Below are 15103 nucleotides of genomic sequence, written 5' to 3'. Positions count from 1 at the left end.
ATCAAGGATAAGCGGCTTCGCCGTCCTTATAGTGCGAGCACGTTTATCAAGGTTGTGCGAAGCAAAGTTTAAAATCTTATACTAACTGAATTTTAGCTATAGTTGCAGAATATTGTCAATAATTGTTTATTGCGCTCCGTCTGCCATTTCCGGCAAAAAGAAAAGCCGAACCCCTGTGTGGGAACGGCTCTGATTTCGGATTAAGCTATCGAGCTGCCTGGATTCAACAGCAATCGGTATGATTTGGCATAACTTCACAATGCAATGTAACGTTAAATGATTCCAAGTGTTACTAAGTATTACTTTATGATGCCCGGAATCACTGAAAATCACTCGGTCATATTACAATTGTGACGCGATTCGCACCCGTATTCCCAAGATCAACCGGTGAAAAACGGCGGATTTAAGCACGACTTCGTCACTCCCGGCATTACTTTATATCACCCGGAATTACTTTATCACATTTGGTATTACTTTATCGTACCGGAATTCCAAATATTTTTGGACTTCGGCTTGTTTCGGGTCTTTGCCTAAGCTTGCTAAATCCACGCTTCAATGTCATCGTCATCGATTTCATCATCGGATTCCGCCGGTTCGGGAGGCTCTATCCGCGCTTCAGCCGGTTCGGGCGTCATCGCGGCAGTCATGCCCGCCGTCGGCTGCGTCACTGAAGATGGTGCCGGCTCAGCCCCGGCCGCGGCTATCTCGCCCTTCGCGGCTGCAAGCACCGCCGGCGATTCCCGGTCCAATACCTCATGCTGATTGTTCGTCGCGGCTTGAACCGGACTGGCCGGAACGGCAGCGAACGCATTGCGCTCCATCGGAATATACATTTGCAAATTGCGAACGCCATTTTGCAAAATTTCATTTTCGATCAAATACCGCAGTGAATCCATCAAATTCGTTTGCGCATTGAGCCAGTTCATGACGGCCGGATCTTCCGTTTTCTTCGTTTTCAAGCTGATGTTATCACCGGGTTGTTTCGTTTTTTTCACGCGTGCCACCTTCCGCAACCTTGATCAACAATAAAGCTGCCTTTAAGCGGGTTGAGCCGCTTTATTTTTCAAGGCTTCATAGATTTTCCCGCGGACAAACGCATCGAGTCCCATCGCGTTCATCTGAACCGCATAACCGGCCGGTATGTACAGCAGCTGCATTTCCCGTTCGATGCACAGCTCCTTCAATAGCGGGTAAAGAATCGGGCGCATCAGAATGCTGCCCCCGCCGTAAACGCAGATCAGGTCGATCTCATTGCGCGCTTTGGTCAACTGCCGCTTCACATTTTGCACAATTTGCCTCACTTGGCTGTCGAGCGGTCTTTTTAATGTTTTGATCGCGCGGGCATGATATTTGTGTTTGGCATTTTTGATCACATCGCTGAAAAATTGGCGCGGGCTGTCAGGCAAATGAATCAACCGGTTAAATTCGCTCAGCGCCTCCTCGATTGCATAGCCAGTCCCATGATGGCTGCCGTGAACGAACTGGCGCAAAAACTTGTTCCCTTCGGTAATCGGGTATTCCGTCGAACCGTCGCCGATATCTATATGCAGGATGCGCTTATCTTTAAAATAATTGCCGTTGAACTTTTTTTCAATTTCATAGTTTTGCGTGAACTCCTCGAAAATGTCGCCTTCTCTCCAATTGCCTTCTGCATCTTTTTGCAGTGTAAAAATGACAGGCGTCGCTTCCGGAACCACCTTGGTAAACGGGAATACGATCTTGACCGCTACCCGGTGAATACCAAGATGCACCGTCACATGATGCGAGCCGGAAGTAAATCGCTTCTCGAATTTGGCCGACGTTTCATCGGTGTGCTGGGTAACCGGCAGCGCGGTAGCCATATCGACTTCGACCTCGATTTGTTCCGGTACTTTTTTCTCATCCTCGTACGCTTTTTGCACGGCGACTGCCGCAATTTGGGCCAACGTATTGACGACCGGCAGATCCATATCGCATTTCAGGTCGATGCCGATCTGCAAATTATCCAGTATTTCTCCGCTTTCCAACGCAAACTTGCCGACATAATACATGCCCGGGCGGGCTGCCGGAGAATCGACGGTCACGACCAATTGTTCCTGCAGGTTTTTGATAAAACTCTCGGGTGCCTGCTCTTCGCTCCACGGAAGCTCGTCCACCGTGCAATTGACATTCGGCTGCTGAATCAGCCTGCCATCCACGATCAGATCATGTTCGCTGTTTCCGTTATCATTGCCGACAAAAAAATGGTAATTCATGAGGTCTTCCTCCTTTTATATGAAACTGGCGACATGGTAATACTTTGCCATACATAGTGTTATAGCACAACCCGCTGATGGACCCAGTTGCCATGTTAATATATTCCAGCCACGCTGTCGGAAATTGTTTAAGCTTCAACAACCCGGTCGCTTTGAGGTCCCGGGACATAGGACGCAGGATGATGCAAATGTGCTAAAATACGGTTTCCCCAAGCAAAACAAGCGTTCCTTGCAGCTTTATTCGACAGAGATATTCCAGCGTTCGAACCAAGCCAACTAAAAACCGCCCATCATTGTCGACAATGAGGGCGGCTCTGCTTGCTGCGTAACATCCGATCTTTTGTACGGTAAACGTCCACGGGGCGTCATCCATCTGCTCCTAATGGGTAATCGAATGATCTGCATCGGGGCCGCCCAACGAGGAATGCTTTCGGTCGCTTGCGTACAATCGAAATCGCTCACCAGCTAGCCGGATGCTTTCATCTGCTTGCTCCGCAGCTGTCCGCACGCGGCATCGATGTCGGCCCCATGCTCCAGACGGACGCTGCAGCTGACGCCTTGCTTTTTCAGCGTGTCGTAAAAAGCCCTCACCGCTTCCTGCTCGCTTCGCCGGTATTGACTGTGCTCGTCCACAGGGTTATACGGAATCAAGTTGACGTTGACGAGCGGACGCCGGTCGCCGACGAGGGCGGCAAGCTCCAACGCATGCTCCTCGCGGTCGTTCACATCTTTCAGCAAAATATACTCCAGCGTAATACGCCGGTTCGATTTCTGCAAATAATAATCGATTGCCTGGATTAACGTCTCGATAGGAATGGCGCGGTTGATCTTCATAATCCGCGTCCGCAGCTCGTTATTGGGCGCATGCAAGGAAACCGCCAAGTTAACCTGCAGATCGGAATCGGTGAATTCCACGATTTTATCGGCGAGGCCGCTGGTCGATACCGTTATATGTCTCGGGCCGATAGCCAGTCCTTTCGGGTCTTTAATAATCCGGATAAAATCCGACATATGGGCAAAGTTATCGAACGGCTCGCCAATCCCCATTACAACCACGTGGCTCACTTTCTCGTCCCGTCCCGCCTGATCCAGGTGCAGCTGCACCTTCATAATCTGCCCGACAATTTCACCGCCGTTTAGATCGCGACTTTTGGCCAGCAACCCGCTCGCGCAGAAGCTGCAGCCGATATTGCAGCCTACCTGCGTCGTAACGCATACCGATAAGCCGAATTTATGCCGCATCAAAACAGTTTCAATCAAGTTGCCGTCCTGCAGCCTGAACAAAAACTTAACTGTTCCGTCCGCCGCTTCCTGCTTGAAATACTCGCTTAACGTTTCTATAACAAAATGCTCCTGCAACAATTGGATGCAGGCGGAGGGCACATCGGCCATCCCGGAAAAGTCCGTTACCCGCTTTCTATACAGCCAATCCCACACCTGGGAAGCCCGAAACCGTTTATGTCCGTGCTCCAAAAGCCAATCCGCCAGCTGATCCAATGTCAATCCATAGATGGATGCTTTATTCATTTCCGCTATCCTCATTTCACTGCTTTAAAGTTCAAACCGCTCTCGCTTATCCAGCCAAAGCTTTTAATCCATCTATATAAGTTGAACCCATGTTTTGAAAGTCCGTTCCATTCCGAAAGGGATTATCTTGCCCTCTTCAGACATCTTGTTTTGAATTCCTTTTATGGAATGGGCCTGCGGTTCGTGGGAATTCAAAGCCAAAACTCGCTGGCAAGACAATTCCCTTCCTCCACTGCACTCTGCTCTTCCCGGAAGTTCTTTTGTTCAACTTATCTAGTATTGTCCCAAAATTTTTTGGTTAATACAAGAGGAGGCAGGCATGATTTGCATAGAACATGGCAAAAGTTATCCGTATGCGCTTGCGCAGACACGCCCCTGGACTTAGACATACCTATCCTTTTTTGTATAATAGAGATTGTCCAAGAACAGAAACCTGTTCTTTAAAAGCACGGAATGACAGGATCACCCGGCAAGCCGATGATATGATTGGGATAGGGAGGTAATGCGGTTGGATTGGTTGGTTCGAATGAAGGACGCCCTCGATCTGATGGAGACCAGGATGGAGGAGCCGCTGGATATCGCCGAAATTGCAAAAGCTTCTTATACGTCCCCGTTTCATTTTCAACGCATGTTCCACATGCTAACGGGGATGACCGTTGCCGAATATATCCGCAAACGCAAATTGACGCTGGCCGCTCAGGAATTGGCCACATCCTCGAGCAGAGTATTGGATATCGCGCTTAAATACGGATACGATTCGCCCGAATCGTTTTCCAAGGCATTCCGCAAAATTCACGGCATCCCGCCTTCGGATGCGCGCGCTCCCGGAGCCGTTCTCAAAGCTTTTCCCCGCATTTCCTTTCATTTATCGCTGAAGGGAGACAAGGATATGGATTACACAATGGTCGAAAAGCCCGCGTTCAACGCGGCAGGCAAAGCCATTCAAATGAAAATGAAAGGCGGTGAAAACAACTGGAAAATCCCCCAGTTTTGGGGGCAGTGTCATGAAGACGGTACCTGTGCGAGGCTCGCTTCTATCGGGGCTGCCGGCAATCTGCTGGGCATCTGCATGGACATGCGGCACGATCAGGAGCAGCTCACCTATTTAATTGCCGCTGAAACGAAACCGGATGCCGACACGGAAGGACTCGAGATCCGGACAATTCCTGCAGCTGCTTGGGCCGTGTTTACAGCGGTCGGTCCCGTACCGGGAGCGATTCAGGATGTATGGCGGCGAATTTTTCAGGAGTGGTTCCCGTCCACCGGTTACGAGCATTCGGGCGGACCCGAGCTGGAAGTATATCCGCCGGGAAATACAACCGCCGACGATTACCGCTGCGAAATCTGGATTCCCGTTGTGAAAAAATAAAAACCGGGGACTTTCCCCAAAGTCATTTTTATATTCTCAGCCCCCCACTCTGATACGAATTTGCATGTAAAAAGCCGCTTCCATCCCTGCATATAGTAGTGTTGGAGGCGGCATTGCATATTTTTGGAATTGTCTCACCCACCCATTGATACCCTATTGTTACAGCCCCATTTTGGCTACTTGCCGCGGCGTCGCATCAGCACCCATTCCACCACGATCAAATTGAGGACTAATCCCGTCCATATGTTGACTTCCAGCACATGCCCCAGCGCATCTAAAATACCATTGGAACCGGGGTGACCCGCCACATATATGAGCAGCAATATAGGTGTAATGATCCGTGCGCTCGCCGCGACTAATGTCACCGCATAATTTCGCATCATCCACTGGCCATGGGACTCTATTCTTTTAGAGCGTACCGCACGGTATCCCTTCCAGCCGGTGACCAGCCATAACACGGCCAGCGCCCAAAAAGCCGTTTGCCGGATGAAGCTTGCCGTATGCAGTCCGACCACAAATCCGGTGATGCCCCCGACCGCTATCCCTCCCATATAGACAATTCCGATCCGGCGGTGCAGTCGAGGGTATTTTTTGCGCAGGCCGGGAATAAACTGAACCCAGCCAATGACAAGCGCTATAAACGACGCGAAAATGTGGACGAGCAGCAGCGGGAAATGCAGCGTAAACGAAGGATCAAGCTGAACGCGGCTGTTGGCCGGGTCAAGTAAAAAATAAGGCGCGGCAGCTAACCCCGCGGCCGTCACTGTAACCAGGGCCATTACGCTCCAACCAAGCTGTCTTCCTTGCAGTCTCACCAATCTCCCACCCCTATCCTGCGAATCTGCGCCGCTCTTATGGTAACCGGCATATGACGTGTACTTCATATGTTAACCCATAATCCTCTCGAATTTATGCGTCAACCTGTCACAATACAGTCACCAAGCAGAGGATTCGATTTCTGCACAAGTCGCCGGCGCAAAATACCGATACCCGATACGCCGCATTTGTCGATCCATTCGGCAATGTCCACGAAATAAATGAACGCATCCACAAGGATGTTAGTCGAGCGACGCAGAAGCCGCCGAGCTGGGCGAATCGGCGTATTTATAATAAAGAATCGTTGCGTGCAGCTCGCCGTTGGCGGATAACGCATAGTTCGGGATACGGCCGGCTTGAATAAAGCCGAGCGACGCATACAGCCGATTGGAAGGGTCGCCTTCTCTCGTATCCAGAACCAATAACGATCTGCCCTCCTGCAGCGCCCTTTCTTCAACCGTGTGCATAAGCGAACGGCCGATACCACTGCGCCGGTAGTCCGGATGGGTCATTAATTTGGCGATTTCGGCCCGATGACTGCCGTTTGGCTTTATACACAGCTGCAGCTGGACCGTGCCAACGATCCGGTGATGGAGCCGTGCGACATACAGAACCACTTCCGGCTGCAGCACGTTCTCCCAATAGCTGTTCGCTTCAGCCGCGTGCAGTGGGGGCAAAAATCCGATCGATGCCCCGTCTTCTACGACCCGGATCAGAAGCTTCGACAGCTCCTCCTTATGCTCGCCAATCGATGATAACTGTTCGATATGCATCCCTCGATCAACTTCAACTACCTCCATTCGATTATCATCTGTTTCGCCTGCTGCTTGTTTTACCCGACAACGGTGGATGCGAATAGTACAGGTCGTCATCCTCCCTCGAACGCATGAAGCGGTACGTGTCCAGATCAATTCGTCCGTCGCCGTTCAACAGCACGCCCTCCTGCTCCAAATAGAGCATTTGCAATGACCGGGACTCTTCGTCCTTGATCGCGATTTCGCCCCTGGCGTTGACGACTCTGTGCCAGGGCAGCTCATGGATATGACTGAGCGAATGCAAAATCCGCACAACCTGTCTGGCTCCCCGCTTGCTCCCGGCCAGCTCGGCGATTTGCCCGTAAGTCATGACGTATCCTTCAGGAATGCTTTGTATGATTTGTACGACTCTCATCGTAAACGGCTTCATCGAATCCCGGCCTTTCATGATCAAGCAAGTAGTTTCGGTAGGGAGAAGCAATTATTCCCCGCCATTAGTTGCGTATACAAAAAGACGCCATTTCCTCCATAAACGAAAGGACCGGCGTCTCGGCCTTACAGCATTGTACAGCCTATGTCATCAATAAGTCCTCGTTTTCCCGTACTTCATGTTAAACGATTGATCGCTCGACGCAAGATAAATAATGCCCTCGATGAAGCCGACGATCGACGGGATGTAGGTCCAGCAAAACAGCAAGTAGACGATCCCCCAGCCTACCCTGCCTAAATAAAATTTGTGGATGCCGAAGCCGCCGAGAAAAATGGCCAGCAAGCCTGCAGCCGTCTTGCTTTTAGTGGAAACATAGACGTTGGTGTAGGCGTTCGGCGGGTTGTTATTATACATGTCGTTAGTCATGTGCATATTATTGGGAATATTGTTCATGCCAGAATTTACAATGGTCATAGTTTCCTGAGAAGACGACTGGGAGTTCACCGTCGTGTGCACGGTCGTTTGTACGAATGAATTGGGCCCTTGCGACTGATTGACAGGGTTGACACGATTAACAGGAAGCGCCTCCCCGCAATATTTACATTCCGTAATGTTAGGCGCAACCGGCGCTCCGCAAGCCGGACAGTTGTTTGTACTCATAAAAACATCCCCCTCGTCTATAAGTTACCTCACATTCAAGGCTTCCCTGCTTATGATAAGCCTTCGGGTTTCCTCGATCAGATTTTGAATATCTTTTAAATTTTTGTCAATCGTATTGGATCGGACATGCAGCTGCAAAAACTCCAAATTGTCCCTTATCGTATTTTCCAGCTCGTATACGGCGCTGTTTCCGGTAATTCTTCCAAAAGGGGTCGAAGCTTGAATCCGTTCCTTCAAAGCTTTGAACGATTGGATGATAGGCGCCAGCGTCTCATCGTTCTGCTTGGAAATGAGCGACTGTTCGATGAGCATAAGCTGCATGCTGATCGTTGTCTTTTCCGTGTTCTCAAGCCTGTCCGCATCATTATCTTCACGGCTTGCAAAAAAGCCGAATACAGACAAAGTACCTGCCGTTCCCGCAAAAATCAAAAGCTCCCAGCATAAATACCAAATCGTACTCCCGGTTAAAAAGACGACCGAAATAAAATTGGACACGGCTATGTAGACGAGCGATAAAATAACGACGGCAATCGGATAAGCAATGCCGCTCCTGCCCAACAAAAGTCTTGGAGAAAGAACGGATACGTTAAAAAACAGCAGCCCCGTCAGCAAAATAATTGTCATAAACGCGAACTTCACAGGCGCTGCAAGCAGCAGCACGGAGAAAAGTTTAAAGAAAGCCAGAACGACAGCCGCGTCGAACACAAAAATGGCTAGCAGCCTCAACACTTTGAATATGGAAAAATTGAAATGTCTCATTCTCATTCCTCCATTTTGGTGCCGCAATCCGAGCAAAACTTCGTTCCGGGCTTGTTCTCTTTATGACATCCGGGACATATTTGCTTCATCATCGAACTGCCGCAATTCGAACAAAACTTGGCATGTTCATCCACCAAGGCGCGGCAGGAATAACATTCGATCTGTGCAACGATCAGCTTTTCTCCGCAGTTGCGGCAAAACTTGGAATCCGGCTCGTTCGACTCGCCGCATTTCTTACACGGATGTCCTTGGGGCGGGGTGTTGAACGCTCTGCCTGCCGTATTCGCAAATGTATTCCCGACAGCGAGACCCGCTCCGGCACCGAGGCCCAGGCCGACACCGGCCGCCGCAATGCTGCCCCCGCTTTCATTCCCGGCGGCGGTTTCCATGACATCGAAGGAACGCTTCACCTGATAACGGTTGTCTCCAATAATGTCGAATACGGCTTTTTCCCCTAATATTTTATTGATCATTTCAAAATCCTCATCGGGAAAATTGATCGACGACAAGTAGAAATTAACGATTTCAATGCCGAAACGCTCAAATTCGCCGGACAGACTTCGCTGCGAGATCTCCGATATTTCCTCCAGCCGGGGGGTTATCTCAAGCACGGAAATCTTTTGATTTATGATAATACCCGAGATAATGGTTTTCACCTTGGTTACGGTTACGCCTTTGAAATAGTTCATAACCGTCTCGTATTTCACGATCTGATCGTCGCCTACGGCGCCTATAAGCTCCGTTAAAAATACGCGGTAATCCGTAATTCGAATTCCAAATTGCCCGAACGCGCGCACCCTCAGTCTGACCGCATATTTGGGATCGATCAAGCTGATCGGATCGTTCGTCCCCCATAAAACATCCAGCTTGACGGTTTTGTTGATAAAAAAGATTTCGGCCGTGAACGGGGTTCGCCCGCCAAAGGGGAGGTTAATGAACGATTGCAAAAGAGGAATGTTTTTGGCGTTAAGCGTATGCGTTCCGGCGGAAAAATAATCGAGCGCTTTGCCGCCCTTAACGAAAACGGCGATTTGACCTTCGCCTACAATAAGCTGCGTCCCGTAAACGAAGCTATCTCCCGGATACCGATAAACCAACCAATTCCGGTTGGCTATTCCATTAAATTTGATTACGTCGATAATAGCCAAGCCTATCCCACTCCCACTCTACCTTTTCCAATCATTGTCTATTAATTGTATTACACCTCGTCTTGTTTAATCAATTATTATTTCTGATTTTGTCAGATTGTAGCGAATCCGCCGAACGCTTCTTCAAGGCTGGAAAAAAAATCCCCATTCCTACTCTTATAGAGCGCAGGAACGGGGAGCATGAAATTGCAGCTTCGTCAGGTTGAGCCCTGCATAAAAAGCGCACCGATAATCAGGGAGCCGATAATACCCCATACCGCATTCATTCCCAAGTACTGGACCGATATGAAAAACACGGCCGCAATGAGGAACGGCAGGAACGGGAGCGAGCCGCCGCCCCGCTGAAAGGCGTATTTCGCAAAATCAAACGCCAGCATCGCCAGCATGACGAAAATAACCGGCTGCACGCCCTTAATCATGCCTTGGATATACGGATTTTTTTGCAGCTTGTGCATGATAAACACCAGCAGCACCATCAGCAGCGCCGTCGGCACAACAACCGCCCCCAGCGCTACGGCAGCACCGAGCCAGCCCGCCACTTTGTATCCGATATAAGCGGCCAGCTTGGTCGCGATCGGTCCGGGAAGCGCATTGCCGAATGCCAGCGCCTGACCGAATTCTTCCTTTCCCATCCATCCGTAATTGTCCACAACTTCGTTCTGATACAATGGAATGATGGACGGACCGCCGCCGTACCCGAGCAAGGTCGAACGGCCGAACCCGACAAATAAATCCCAAAGGTTCTTCAACAAGCCCGATCACTTTCCTTTCCGTCTTCCTGACGCCATTACCAGCCGATCGCCGCCCCGTCGCCGCGGGGGTCGGCCGCGCCGCTGATCAGACCGTCCGAAGAAATCATAATGCCCTGCGCTTGACCGGCCACCCCATCCCAAGGGGACAGCAGCTCCACTTCATGGCCCCATTCCCGAAGCCGGTCGTCCGCTCCATGATCCAGCCCGCGGTTTTCCAGCTTCAGCGAATCGCTGTCTTCTCCCCATGTGCGCCCATATACCCAGCGCGGAAGTCCGATTGCCTCCTGTATGGTGCAGCCGTAATCGAGCACGCCGGTTAATAAGGAGAGATTGGTTTGCGGCTGTCCCTCTCCGCCCTGCGTACCGATCAGCAGATAAGGACAGCCATCACGCAAAACCATACCCGGCATCAAGGTGTGGAACGTCCGCTTTTTCGGGGCAAGCTCGTTCGGGTGCCCCTGCTTCAACGAAAAAAACGAGCCGCGGTTTTGCATAATAATGCCCGTGTCGCCAGCTACGACGCCCGAGCCGAAATCGTAGTACAAGCTTTGAATGAAGGAAGCGGCGTTGCCTTCGTCGTCCACGACTGCCGCATATGCGGTATCCTGCCCCATAATGGCCGACTCGAAACGCGAAGCCCGGAATGAGGAGAACGCCGATTCGGCATGCAATTTCTCAGCCAGTGTCTTGCTGGTCAGCTCGGCCAGCGGGATGTTTACAAATTCCGGATCGGACAAGTATTTGTCGCGGTATACGAACGCCTTTTTTACCGCTTCCGTTACAAGATGATAGAAAGCGGCGGAACCGCGGGGAATATCGCCGAGCGGCTCGCGCTCCAATATATTCAGCATCATGAGGAGTGAAAAGCCTTGGGAGTTAGGCGGCATTTGGTATACCTCCGAACCCCGGTAGCTCGTGGAGACCGGCTCCACCCAATCGCTTTCATGCCCGATGAAATCTTCCTCGGTCAGTACCGCTCCCGCTTCTCTCAGCGAACGGACCAGCACTTTCATAAACGGCCCCGTATAAAAGCCGTCTCTTCCATTTTTCATAATATGACGGAATGTTTCGGCAAGCTCACGCTGAATGAGACGATCGCCTTCCTTCAGAAGCTTCCCGTTCCGGAAATAAACCGTCTTCAGCGTATCGTCTTTGAGTAACAAGGATTCATCCTTGACCATCCACCGGTGCAAATCTCTCGATATCGGAAAGCCCTGCTCGGCATACTCGGCGGCGGGTGCCAGCACTTCGCTCCACTCCAGCCGTCCGTAACGGCTCCAAACGCGCCACCACGCATCGATCATGCCAGGAACGGTTACTATGCTGCGGATGCCGCGATCGGGTATGCTGTCCATGCCTTGTTCCAAATACAATTCCGGCTTGGCAGCCACTCCCGCCCGTCCGCTGCCGTTCAAGCCGACGACCCGCTTCTCCTGGGCTGAATACAGCAGAAAGAAGCTGTCTCCTCCAAGCCCCGTCATGTGAGGATATACAACCGAGAGAGCGGCGCTCACCGCTACCGCCGCGTCAAAAGCGTTGCCGCCCTTCTGCAAAACAGAGCTCCCTACCAAGCTGGCCATATAATGAGGAGATACGACCATTGCACGATAACCTGACGGCATAATATTGTTCAAGGCTGGTGCTCCCCTTTCCCTGGTCAGCGACCGATATTTATGTCATTTTTTATAACATAAAAGTGCGGTTTGTAATTACATACTAGTCGATAATGATCGCAATGTCATTGGTCATCCTGCATATGAATTGGAAATTTCATTGGTTAAATTGCATAAAACGTATATTTACATCTGAAACGCCCGTGATGTATTATTAATGTAAGATTAATTTACATGGCGGTGAGGTTAACGATGAAGCTGCTCGACTTGCTGAACATACCGGTTTTCGCACAATGCAAAGTTCTCGCCGGTACATCGGGCCTGGAACGGAGCGTACACTCGGTCAATATTATGGATGCCCCCGATATTATTCATTTCCTGAAGCCGAACGAGCTGCTTCTGACTACCGCTTATGTACTGAAAGACCGGCCCGATGCCTTGGAGACGCTCGTGTCCAATATGCATGAGGTCGGGTGCGCCGGGCTTGCCGTTAAAACCAAACGGTTTTTACGGGAAATTCCGCAGCAGGCTCTCGATGCGGCGGAGCGGCTCCAATTTCCTATCATCGAGCTGCCGCTGGAGCATACGCTGGGCGAGCTGGTTCACCAATCGGTGAGCTACATTTTGGAGAAAACGACCGAGGATTTAAAATATGCGCTGGAGAGCCATCGCCGGTTCTCCGATATTGTCATGTCCGGCAAAGGACTTCCGGAAATTATCGGCGCGCTGTCCGAGCTTCTTGGCGAGCCGGTCCTCCTGCTCAGCTCCAAGCTCGAGCCGATCGCTCGCTCCTTTCATTTTAAACGGCAGCCGCAGTACCGCGAGCTGTCCGCAAGGCTTCCCGGCGCGCTGCCCTCGCCGCTGTTCACGGCTGACGCCCCTTATCAGCTGTCTCTGCTGGAGCCCGTTTTCTTCCGGGGACAGCGCATGCGCGTTTACCCGATCTTTTCCTATCAGACTCACGGCGCCTTGATTACGCTCGGACCATCGCACGAAAACTTGAGGCTGTCCAAGCTGGCCATCGAACAAGCGATTAATGTCATCCGGTTCGAAATGCTCAAAACGCAGGCGGTCAAAGAAAAATCATGGCGCTACAAAAACGAATTTTTCTCGGATTTGGCGGAAGGCTTGTTCAGAACCGATGAAGACGTTGTTCATAGAGGGCGCCGATACGGTCTTAACGGGAATCAGCCGATCGTTTGCGTCGTAGGGCGGAAGGACCCGCCGCCCGGATCGAACTGGACATCCGCCCAGGTACAGAAGCTGTCCGAAAGGGATCGGCTGTATGATTGGTTGAAGATGGCGTTTCAAAAGCATGATTTGACCTGCTGTCTGTTCATGAAAAACGATTCCATCGTCCTGCTGCTGAAAAATCCGCCGACAACCGGCTTGCCGAAGAAGCTTTCCAGCATCATTGAAAATATTTATCAGCAGCATGGCGTCTCGCTGTCGTTCGGCGTCGGCAAGCAGGTAGAGAAGCTGACCGACATTCCGCTCACCTTCAAAGAAGCGGCAGAGGCGCTGGAATTCGGCGGCAACTGCCAAAAACGGCAGTTTGTCCAGCTGTTTCACGGCCGCGAGCTGAGCGATCTGTTTCGTCTTTTAAATGTTCAGGATTTGCAGGCGTTTTACAAAGATACGTTTCTTCCTTTGGAATCTTTGGAGGATAAAGAACGGGAGGATCTGCTTCAAACGCTGCATGTATACTACGATCACCATTGCAGCATCGCGGAAACAGCGAAACGGCTGTATATTCACCGCAACACCGTTATTTACCGGCTGGATAAATGCAGGCAGCTGTTCGGCCATGAGATGACTTCCCCCAGTGCCAGCCTGCGGATCCGCACGGCTTTTCTCATCAAGCCGATGTTGTAAAGACGGCTAAAAAGCGGGCTCCGCGTATCTCACGCAAAACCCGCTTATTCGTAAGTAGCGATCGAAATTGGTCCGCGCAGCGGGCATTTTTCACCGGACCTTTAAATCCTCTATGATGGACAGCAGCCAAGTACGTTCGGCTTGCTTACAAACGAGGTGATGCTCGATCGACAGGTCGATCCCCCGGGAAAACGAATGCTTCGGCGTCTTTTGCAAATCTTCAATTTGCTCGGTTAGCCCGTTTAGACGGCGCATCAGGCAGTCGATCGTTTCCTCATTGGTGAGATGGTCCAGAAACATAAGCCCGATATCGCCTTTGAAGGGCATATGGTCCTGTTCCGACAAATTGTCGCGGAGCAGCCCATGAAATTCCCGGTCCCCTTCCGGCGTGATAGAATACACCTTACGCGGAGGGCGGTTCCCTTCCTGATCCTCGCGCACGCTAATCAACCCGGCCTCCTTCAGCTTGTCCAATATTGCGTAGGCCGTAGCTTTTTTCATGGAGGTAATCCGGCTCAAGTTTTTATCGATGAATTCATTGATTTGATAGCCGTGCAGGCTTTGCGACTTTAAGATTCCAAGCAAAAGCAGCGCACGTTCGTCCATATGCTTCCCCTCTCGTTTCTTAACAGCGGCAAGTTTTTCCTGTGGGACGGTACGAATCCCCCTGGTATGTACAGTTTATATTACCGCAATTTGACCGTTTTATAAAGCGGGCGGCCGGGCGGCTCACTTCGACGTAATCTGTTGACAAATCAGGTTTCCGCCATCAATTTCGATCGCATCCACCGACAACCCCCTCTGAGCTAAAAAATGGGCCACTGCACCTGTTCCGCAATCGTACTCGAAAGCCAGACGTTCAGATGCGCTAAGCCTAATCATTCCCAGCGCCTTTTCCAAAAAGGGGCGCATCATAAAATGTTCGTAGCTGTAATGGGCCGGGTCATGAAATTCATCCCAAGCGGATATATTGCCGATTTTCATTTTTTGATACGTATGCTCATGCTCGTCGTAATAATATTTTTTCATGAATGAAACCTCCGTGACTCGTATGTTCCTAGATATTCCATTCACCTGTGCCAAATCCTCCTTTGAACCTGTAATTCGGTCCACCTCGCATAAATCGCATACTGTCCAAGCGCCGCAGCATATTATACCTTTATCC

General features: G+C 50.8%; 15 protein-coding genes and 1 pseudogene. 2 read left to right on the top strand and 14 right to left on the bottom strand.

All coding sequences use genetic code 11. The features are described from left to right. Nucleotides 1-539: 539 nt before the first annotated feature. The 4 genes and pseudogenes from E1757_RS36620 to rlmN all read right to left on the bottom strand — a co-directional run bounded on the left by E1757_RS36620 (nucleotide 540) and on the right by rlmN (nucleotide 3761). Nucleotides 540-995, bottom strand: a complete 456-nt coding sequence (locus E1757_RS36620; RefSeq protein ID WP_246079442.1) for a hypothetical protein — start codon at nucleotides 993-995, stop codon at nucleotides 540-542. Between the two features lie 42 nt (nucleotides 996-1037). Next, nucleotides 1038-2234, bottom strand: coding sequence for a ParM/StbA family protein (locus E1757_RS23905; RefSeq protein WP_133232857.1), 1197 nt, complete (start codon nucleotides 2232-2234; stop codon nucleotides 1038-1040). A 379-nt stretch (nucleotides 2235-2613) separates the two neighbouring features. Further along, nucleotides 2614-2699: pseudogene (locus tag E1757_RS37295) on the bottom strand (oxidoreductase); the annotation flags it as partial. Next, nucleotides 2700-3761 carry a dual-specificity RNA methyltransferase RlmN gene (gene rlmN, locus E1757_RS23895; protein ID WP_133232855.1) on the bottom strand — a complete coding sequence of 354 codons (1062 nt, stop codon included), beginning with the start codon at nucleotides 3759-3761 and terminating at the stop codon, nucleotides 2700-2702. A 502-nt stretch (nucleotides 3762-4263) separates the two neighbouring features. Here rlmN and E1757_RS23890 point away from each other — a divergent pair. Then, complete coding sequence (locus tag E1757_RS23890; RefSeq protein WP_133232853.1) at nucleotides 4264-5130, top strand: AraC family transcriptional regulator; 867 nt, start codon at nucleotides 4264-4266, stop codon at nucleotides 5128-5130. Nucleotides 5131-5306: 176 nt separating this feature from the next. Here the strand turns inward: E1757_RS23890 and E1757_RS23885 are convergent, their stop codons facing one another. From E1757_RS23885 to ggt, 8 genes are all read right to left on the bottom strand, one after another. Continuing rightward, nucleotides 5307-5945: a DUF2306 domain-containing protein gene (locus tag E1757_RS23885; protein WP_165972257.1), complete on the bottom strand. Its 639-nt coding sequence runs from the start codon at nucleotides 5943-5945 to the stop codon at nucleotides 5307-5309. A 243-nt stretch (nucleotides 5946-6188) separates the two neighbouring features. After that, nucleotides 6189-6746 carry a GNAT family N-acetyltransferase gene (locus E1757_RS23880; protein ID WP_133232849.1) on the bottom strand — a complete coding sequence of 186 codons (558 nt, stop codon included), beginning with the start codon at nucleotides 6744-6746 and terminating at the stop codon, nucleotides 6189-6191. A gap of 7 nt (nucleotides 6747-6753) precedes the next feature. After that, nucleotides 6754-7131, bottom strand: coding sequence for an MGMT family protein (locus tag E1757_RS23875; protein WP_133232847.1), 378 nt, complete (start codon nucleotides 7129-7131; stop codon nucleotides 6754-6756). Nucleotides 7132-7281: 150 nt separating this feature from the next. Further along, complete coding sequence (locus E1757_RS36245; RefSeq protein ID WP_220446529.1) at nucleotides 7282-7545, bottom strand: TM2 domain-containing protein; 264 nt, start codon at nucleotides 7543-7545, stop codon at nucleotides 7282-7284. A 270-nt stretch (nucleotides 7546-7815) separates the two neighbouring features. Further along, nucleotides 7816-8550: a hypothetical protein gene (locus E1757_RS23865; protein WP_133232843.1), complete on the bottom strand. Its 735-nt coding sequence runs from the start codon at nucleotides 8548-8550 to the stop codon at nucleotides 7816-7818. A gap of 2 nt (nucleotides 8551-8552) precedes the next feature. Beyond that, entirely contained in the window at nucleotides 8553-9698 is a 1146-nt protein-coding gene (locus tag E1757_RS23860) for an SPFH domain-containing protein (protein WP_133232841.1), read from the bottom strand. A gap of 197 nt (nucleotides 9699-9895) precedes the next feature. Further along, nucleotides 9896-10450, bottom strand: a complete 555-nt coding sequence (locus E1757_RS23855) for a chromate transporter (RefSeq protein ID WP_133232839.1) — start codon at nucleotides 10448-10450, stop codon at nucleotides 9896-9898. A gap of 35 nt (nucleotides 10451-10485) precedes the next feature. Then, nucleotides 10486-12084 (bottom strand): gamma-glutamyltransferase, encoded by a 1599-nt coding sequence (ggt, locus tag E1757_RS23850; protein WP_133232837.1) that lies wholly within the window; start codon nucleotides 12082-12084, stop codon nucleotides 10486-10488. A 213-nt stretch (nucleotides 12085-12297) separates the two neighbouring features. Here ggt and E1757_RS23845 point away from each other — a divergent pair, with 213 nt between their 5' ends. After that, nucleotides 12298-13938 (top strand): PucR family transcriptional regulator, encoded by a 1641-nt coding sequence (locus E1757_RS23845; RefSeq protein WP_133232835.1) that lies wholly within the window; start codon nucleotides 12298-12300, stop codon nucleotides 13936-13938. A gap of 90 nt (nucleotides 13939-14028) precedes the next feature. Here the strand turns inward: E1757_RS23845 and E1757_RS23840 are convergent, their stop codons facing one another. Both E1757_RS23840 and E1757_RS23835 read right to left on the bottom strand, forming a co-directional pair. Further along, the gene (locus tag E1757_RS23840) at nucleotides 14029-14544 is read right to left on the bottom strand and encodes a PadR family transcriptional regulator (RefSeq protein ID WP_133232833.1); all 516 of its coding nucleotides are present in this window, start codon (nucleotides 14542-14544) and stop codon (nucleotides 14029-14031) included. 123 nt (nucleotides 14545-14667) lie between these two features. Continuing rightward, complete coding sequence (locus tag E1757_RS23835; RefSeq protein WP_133232831.1) at nucleotides 14668-14967, bottom strand: hypothetical protein; 300 nt, start codon at nucleotides 14965-14967, stop codon at nucleotides 14668-14670. Nucleotides 14968-15103 lie beyond the last annotated feature (136 nt).

Source organism: Paenibacillus piri, assembly GCF_004354045.1.
Classification (GTDB): Bacteria; Bacillota; Bacilli; order Paenibacillales; family NBRC-103111; genus Paenibacillus_S; species Paenibacillus_S piri.
Note: the sequence above shows the minus strand (reverse complement) of the source record. Positions and strands in the feature narration are given on the sequence as shown.

What these genes read in the sequence shown, in the direction of transcription:
- E1757_RS23905 (WP_133232857.1), bottom strand. Translation starts at nt 2,234, where the DNA reads ATGAATTACCATTTTTTTGTCGGCAATGATAACGGAAACAGCGAACAT.
- rlmN (WP_133232855.1), bottom strand. Translation starts at nt 3,761, where the DNA reads ATGAATAAAGCATCCATCTATGGATTGACATTGGATCAGCTGGCGGAT.
- E1757_RS23890 (WP_133232853.1), top strand. Translation starts at nt 4,264, where the DNA reads ATGCGGTTGGATTGGTTGGTTCGAATGAAGGACGCCCTCGATCTGATG.
- E1757_RS23880 (WP_133232849.1), bottom strand. Translation starts at nt 6,746, where the DNA reads ATGGAGGTAGTTGAAGTTGATCGAGGGATGCATATCGAACAGTTATCA.
- E1757_RS23875 (WP_133232847.1), bottom strand. Translation starts at nt 7,131, where the DNA reads ATGAAGCCGTTTACGATGAGAGTCGTACAAATCATACAAAGCATTCCT.
- E1757_RS36245 (WP_220446529.1), bottom strand. Translation starts at nt 7,545, where the DNA reads ATGTATAATAACAACCCGCCGAACGCCTACACCAACGTCTATGTTTCC.
- E1757_RS23865 (WP_133232843.1), bottom strand. Translation starts at nt 8,550, where the DNA reads ATGAGACATTTCAATTTTTCCATATTCAAAGTGTTGAGGCTGCTAGCC.
- E1757_RS23845 (WP_133232835.1), top strand. Translation starts at nt 12,298, where the DNA reads ATGGCGGTGAGGTTAACGATGAAGCTGCTCGACTTGCTGAACATACCG.
- E1757_RS23840 (WP_133232833.1), bottom strand. Translation starts at nt 14,544, where the DNA reads ATGGACGAACGTGCGCTGCTTTTGCTTGGAATCTTAAAGTCGCAAAGC.
- E1757_RS23835 (WP_133232831.1), bottom strand. Translation starts at nt 14,967, where the DNA reads ATGAAAAAATATTATTACGACGAGCATGAGCATACGTATCAAAAAATG.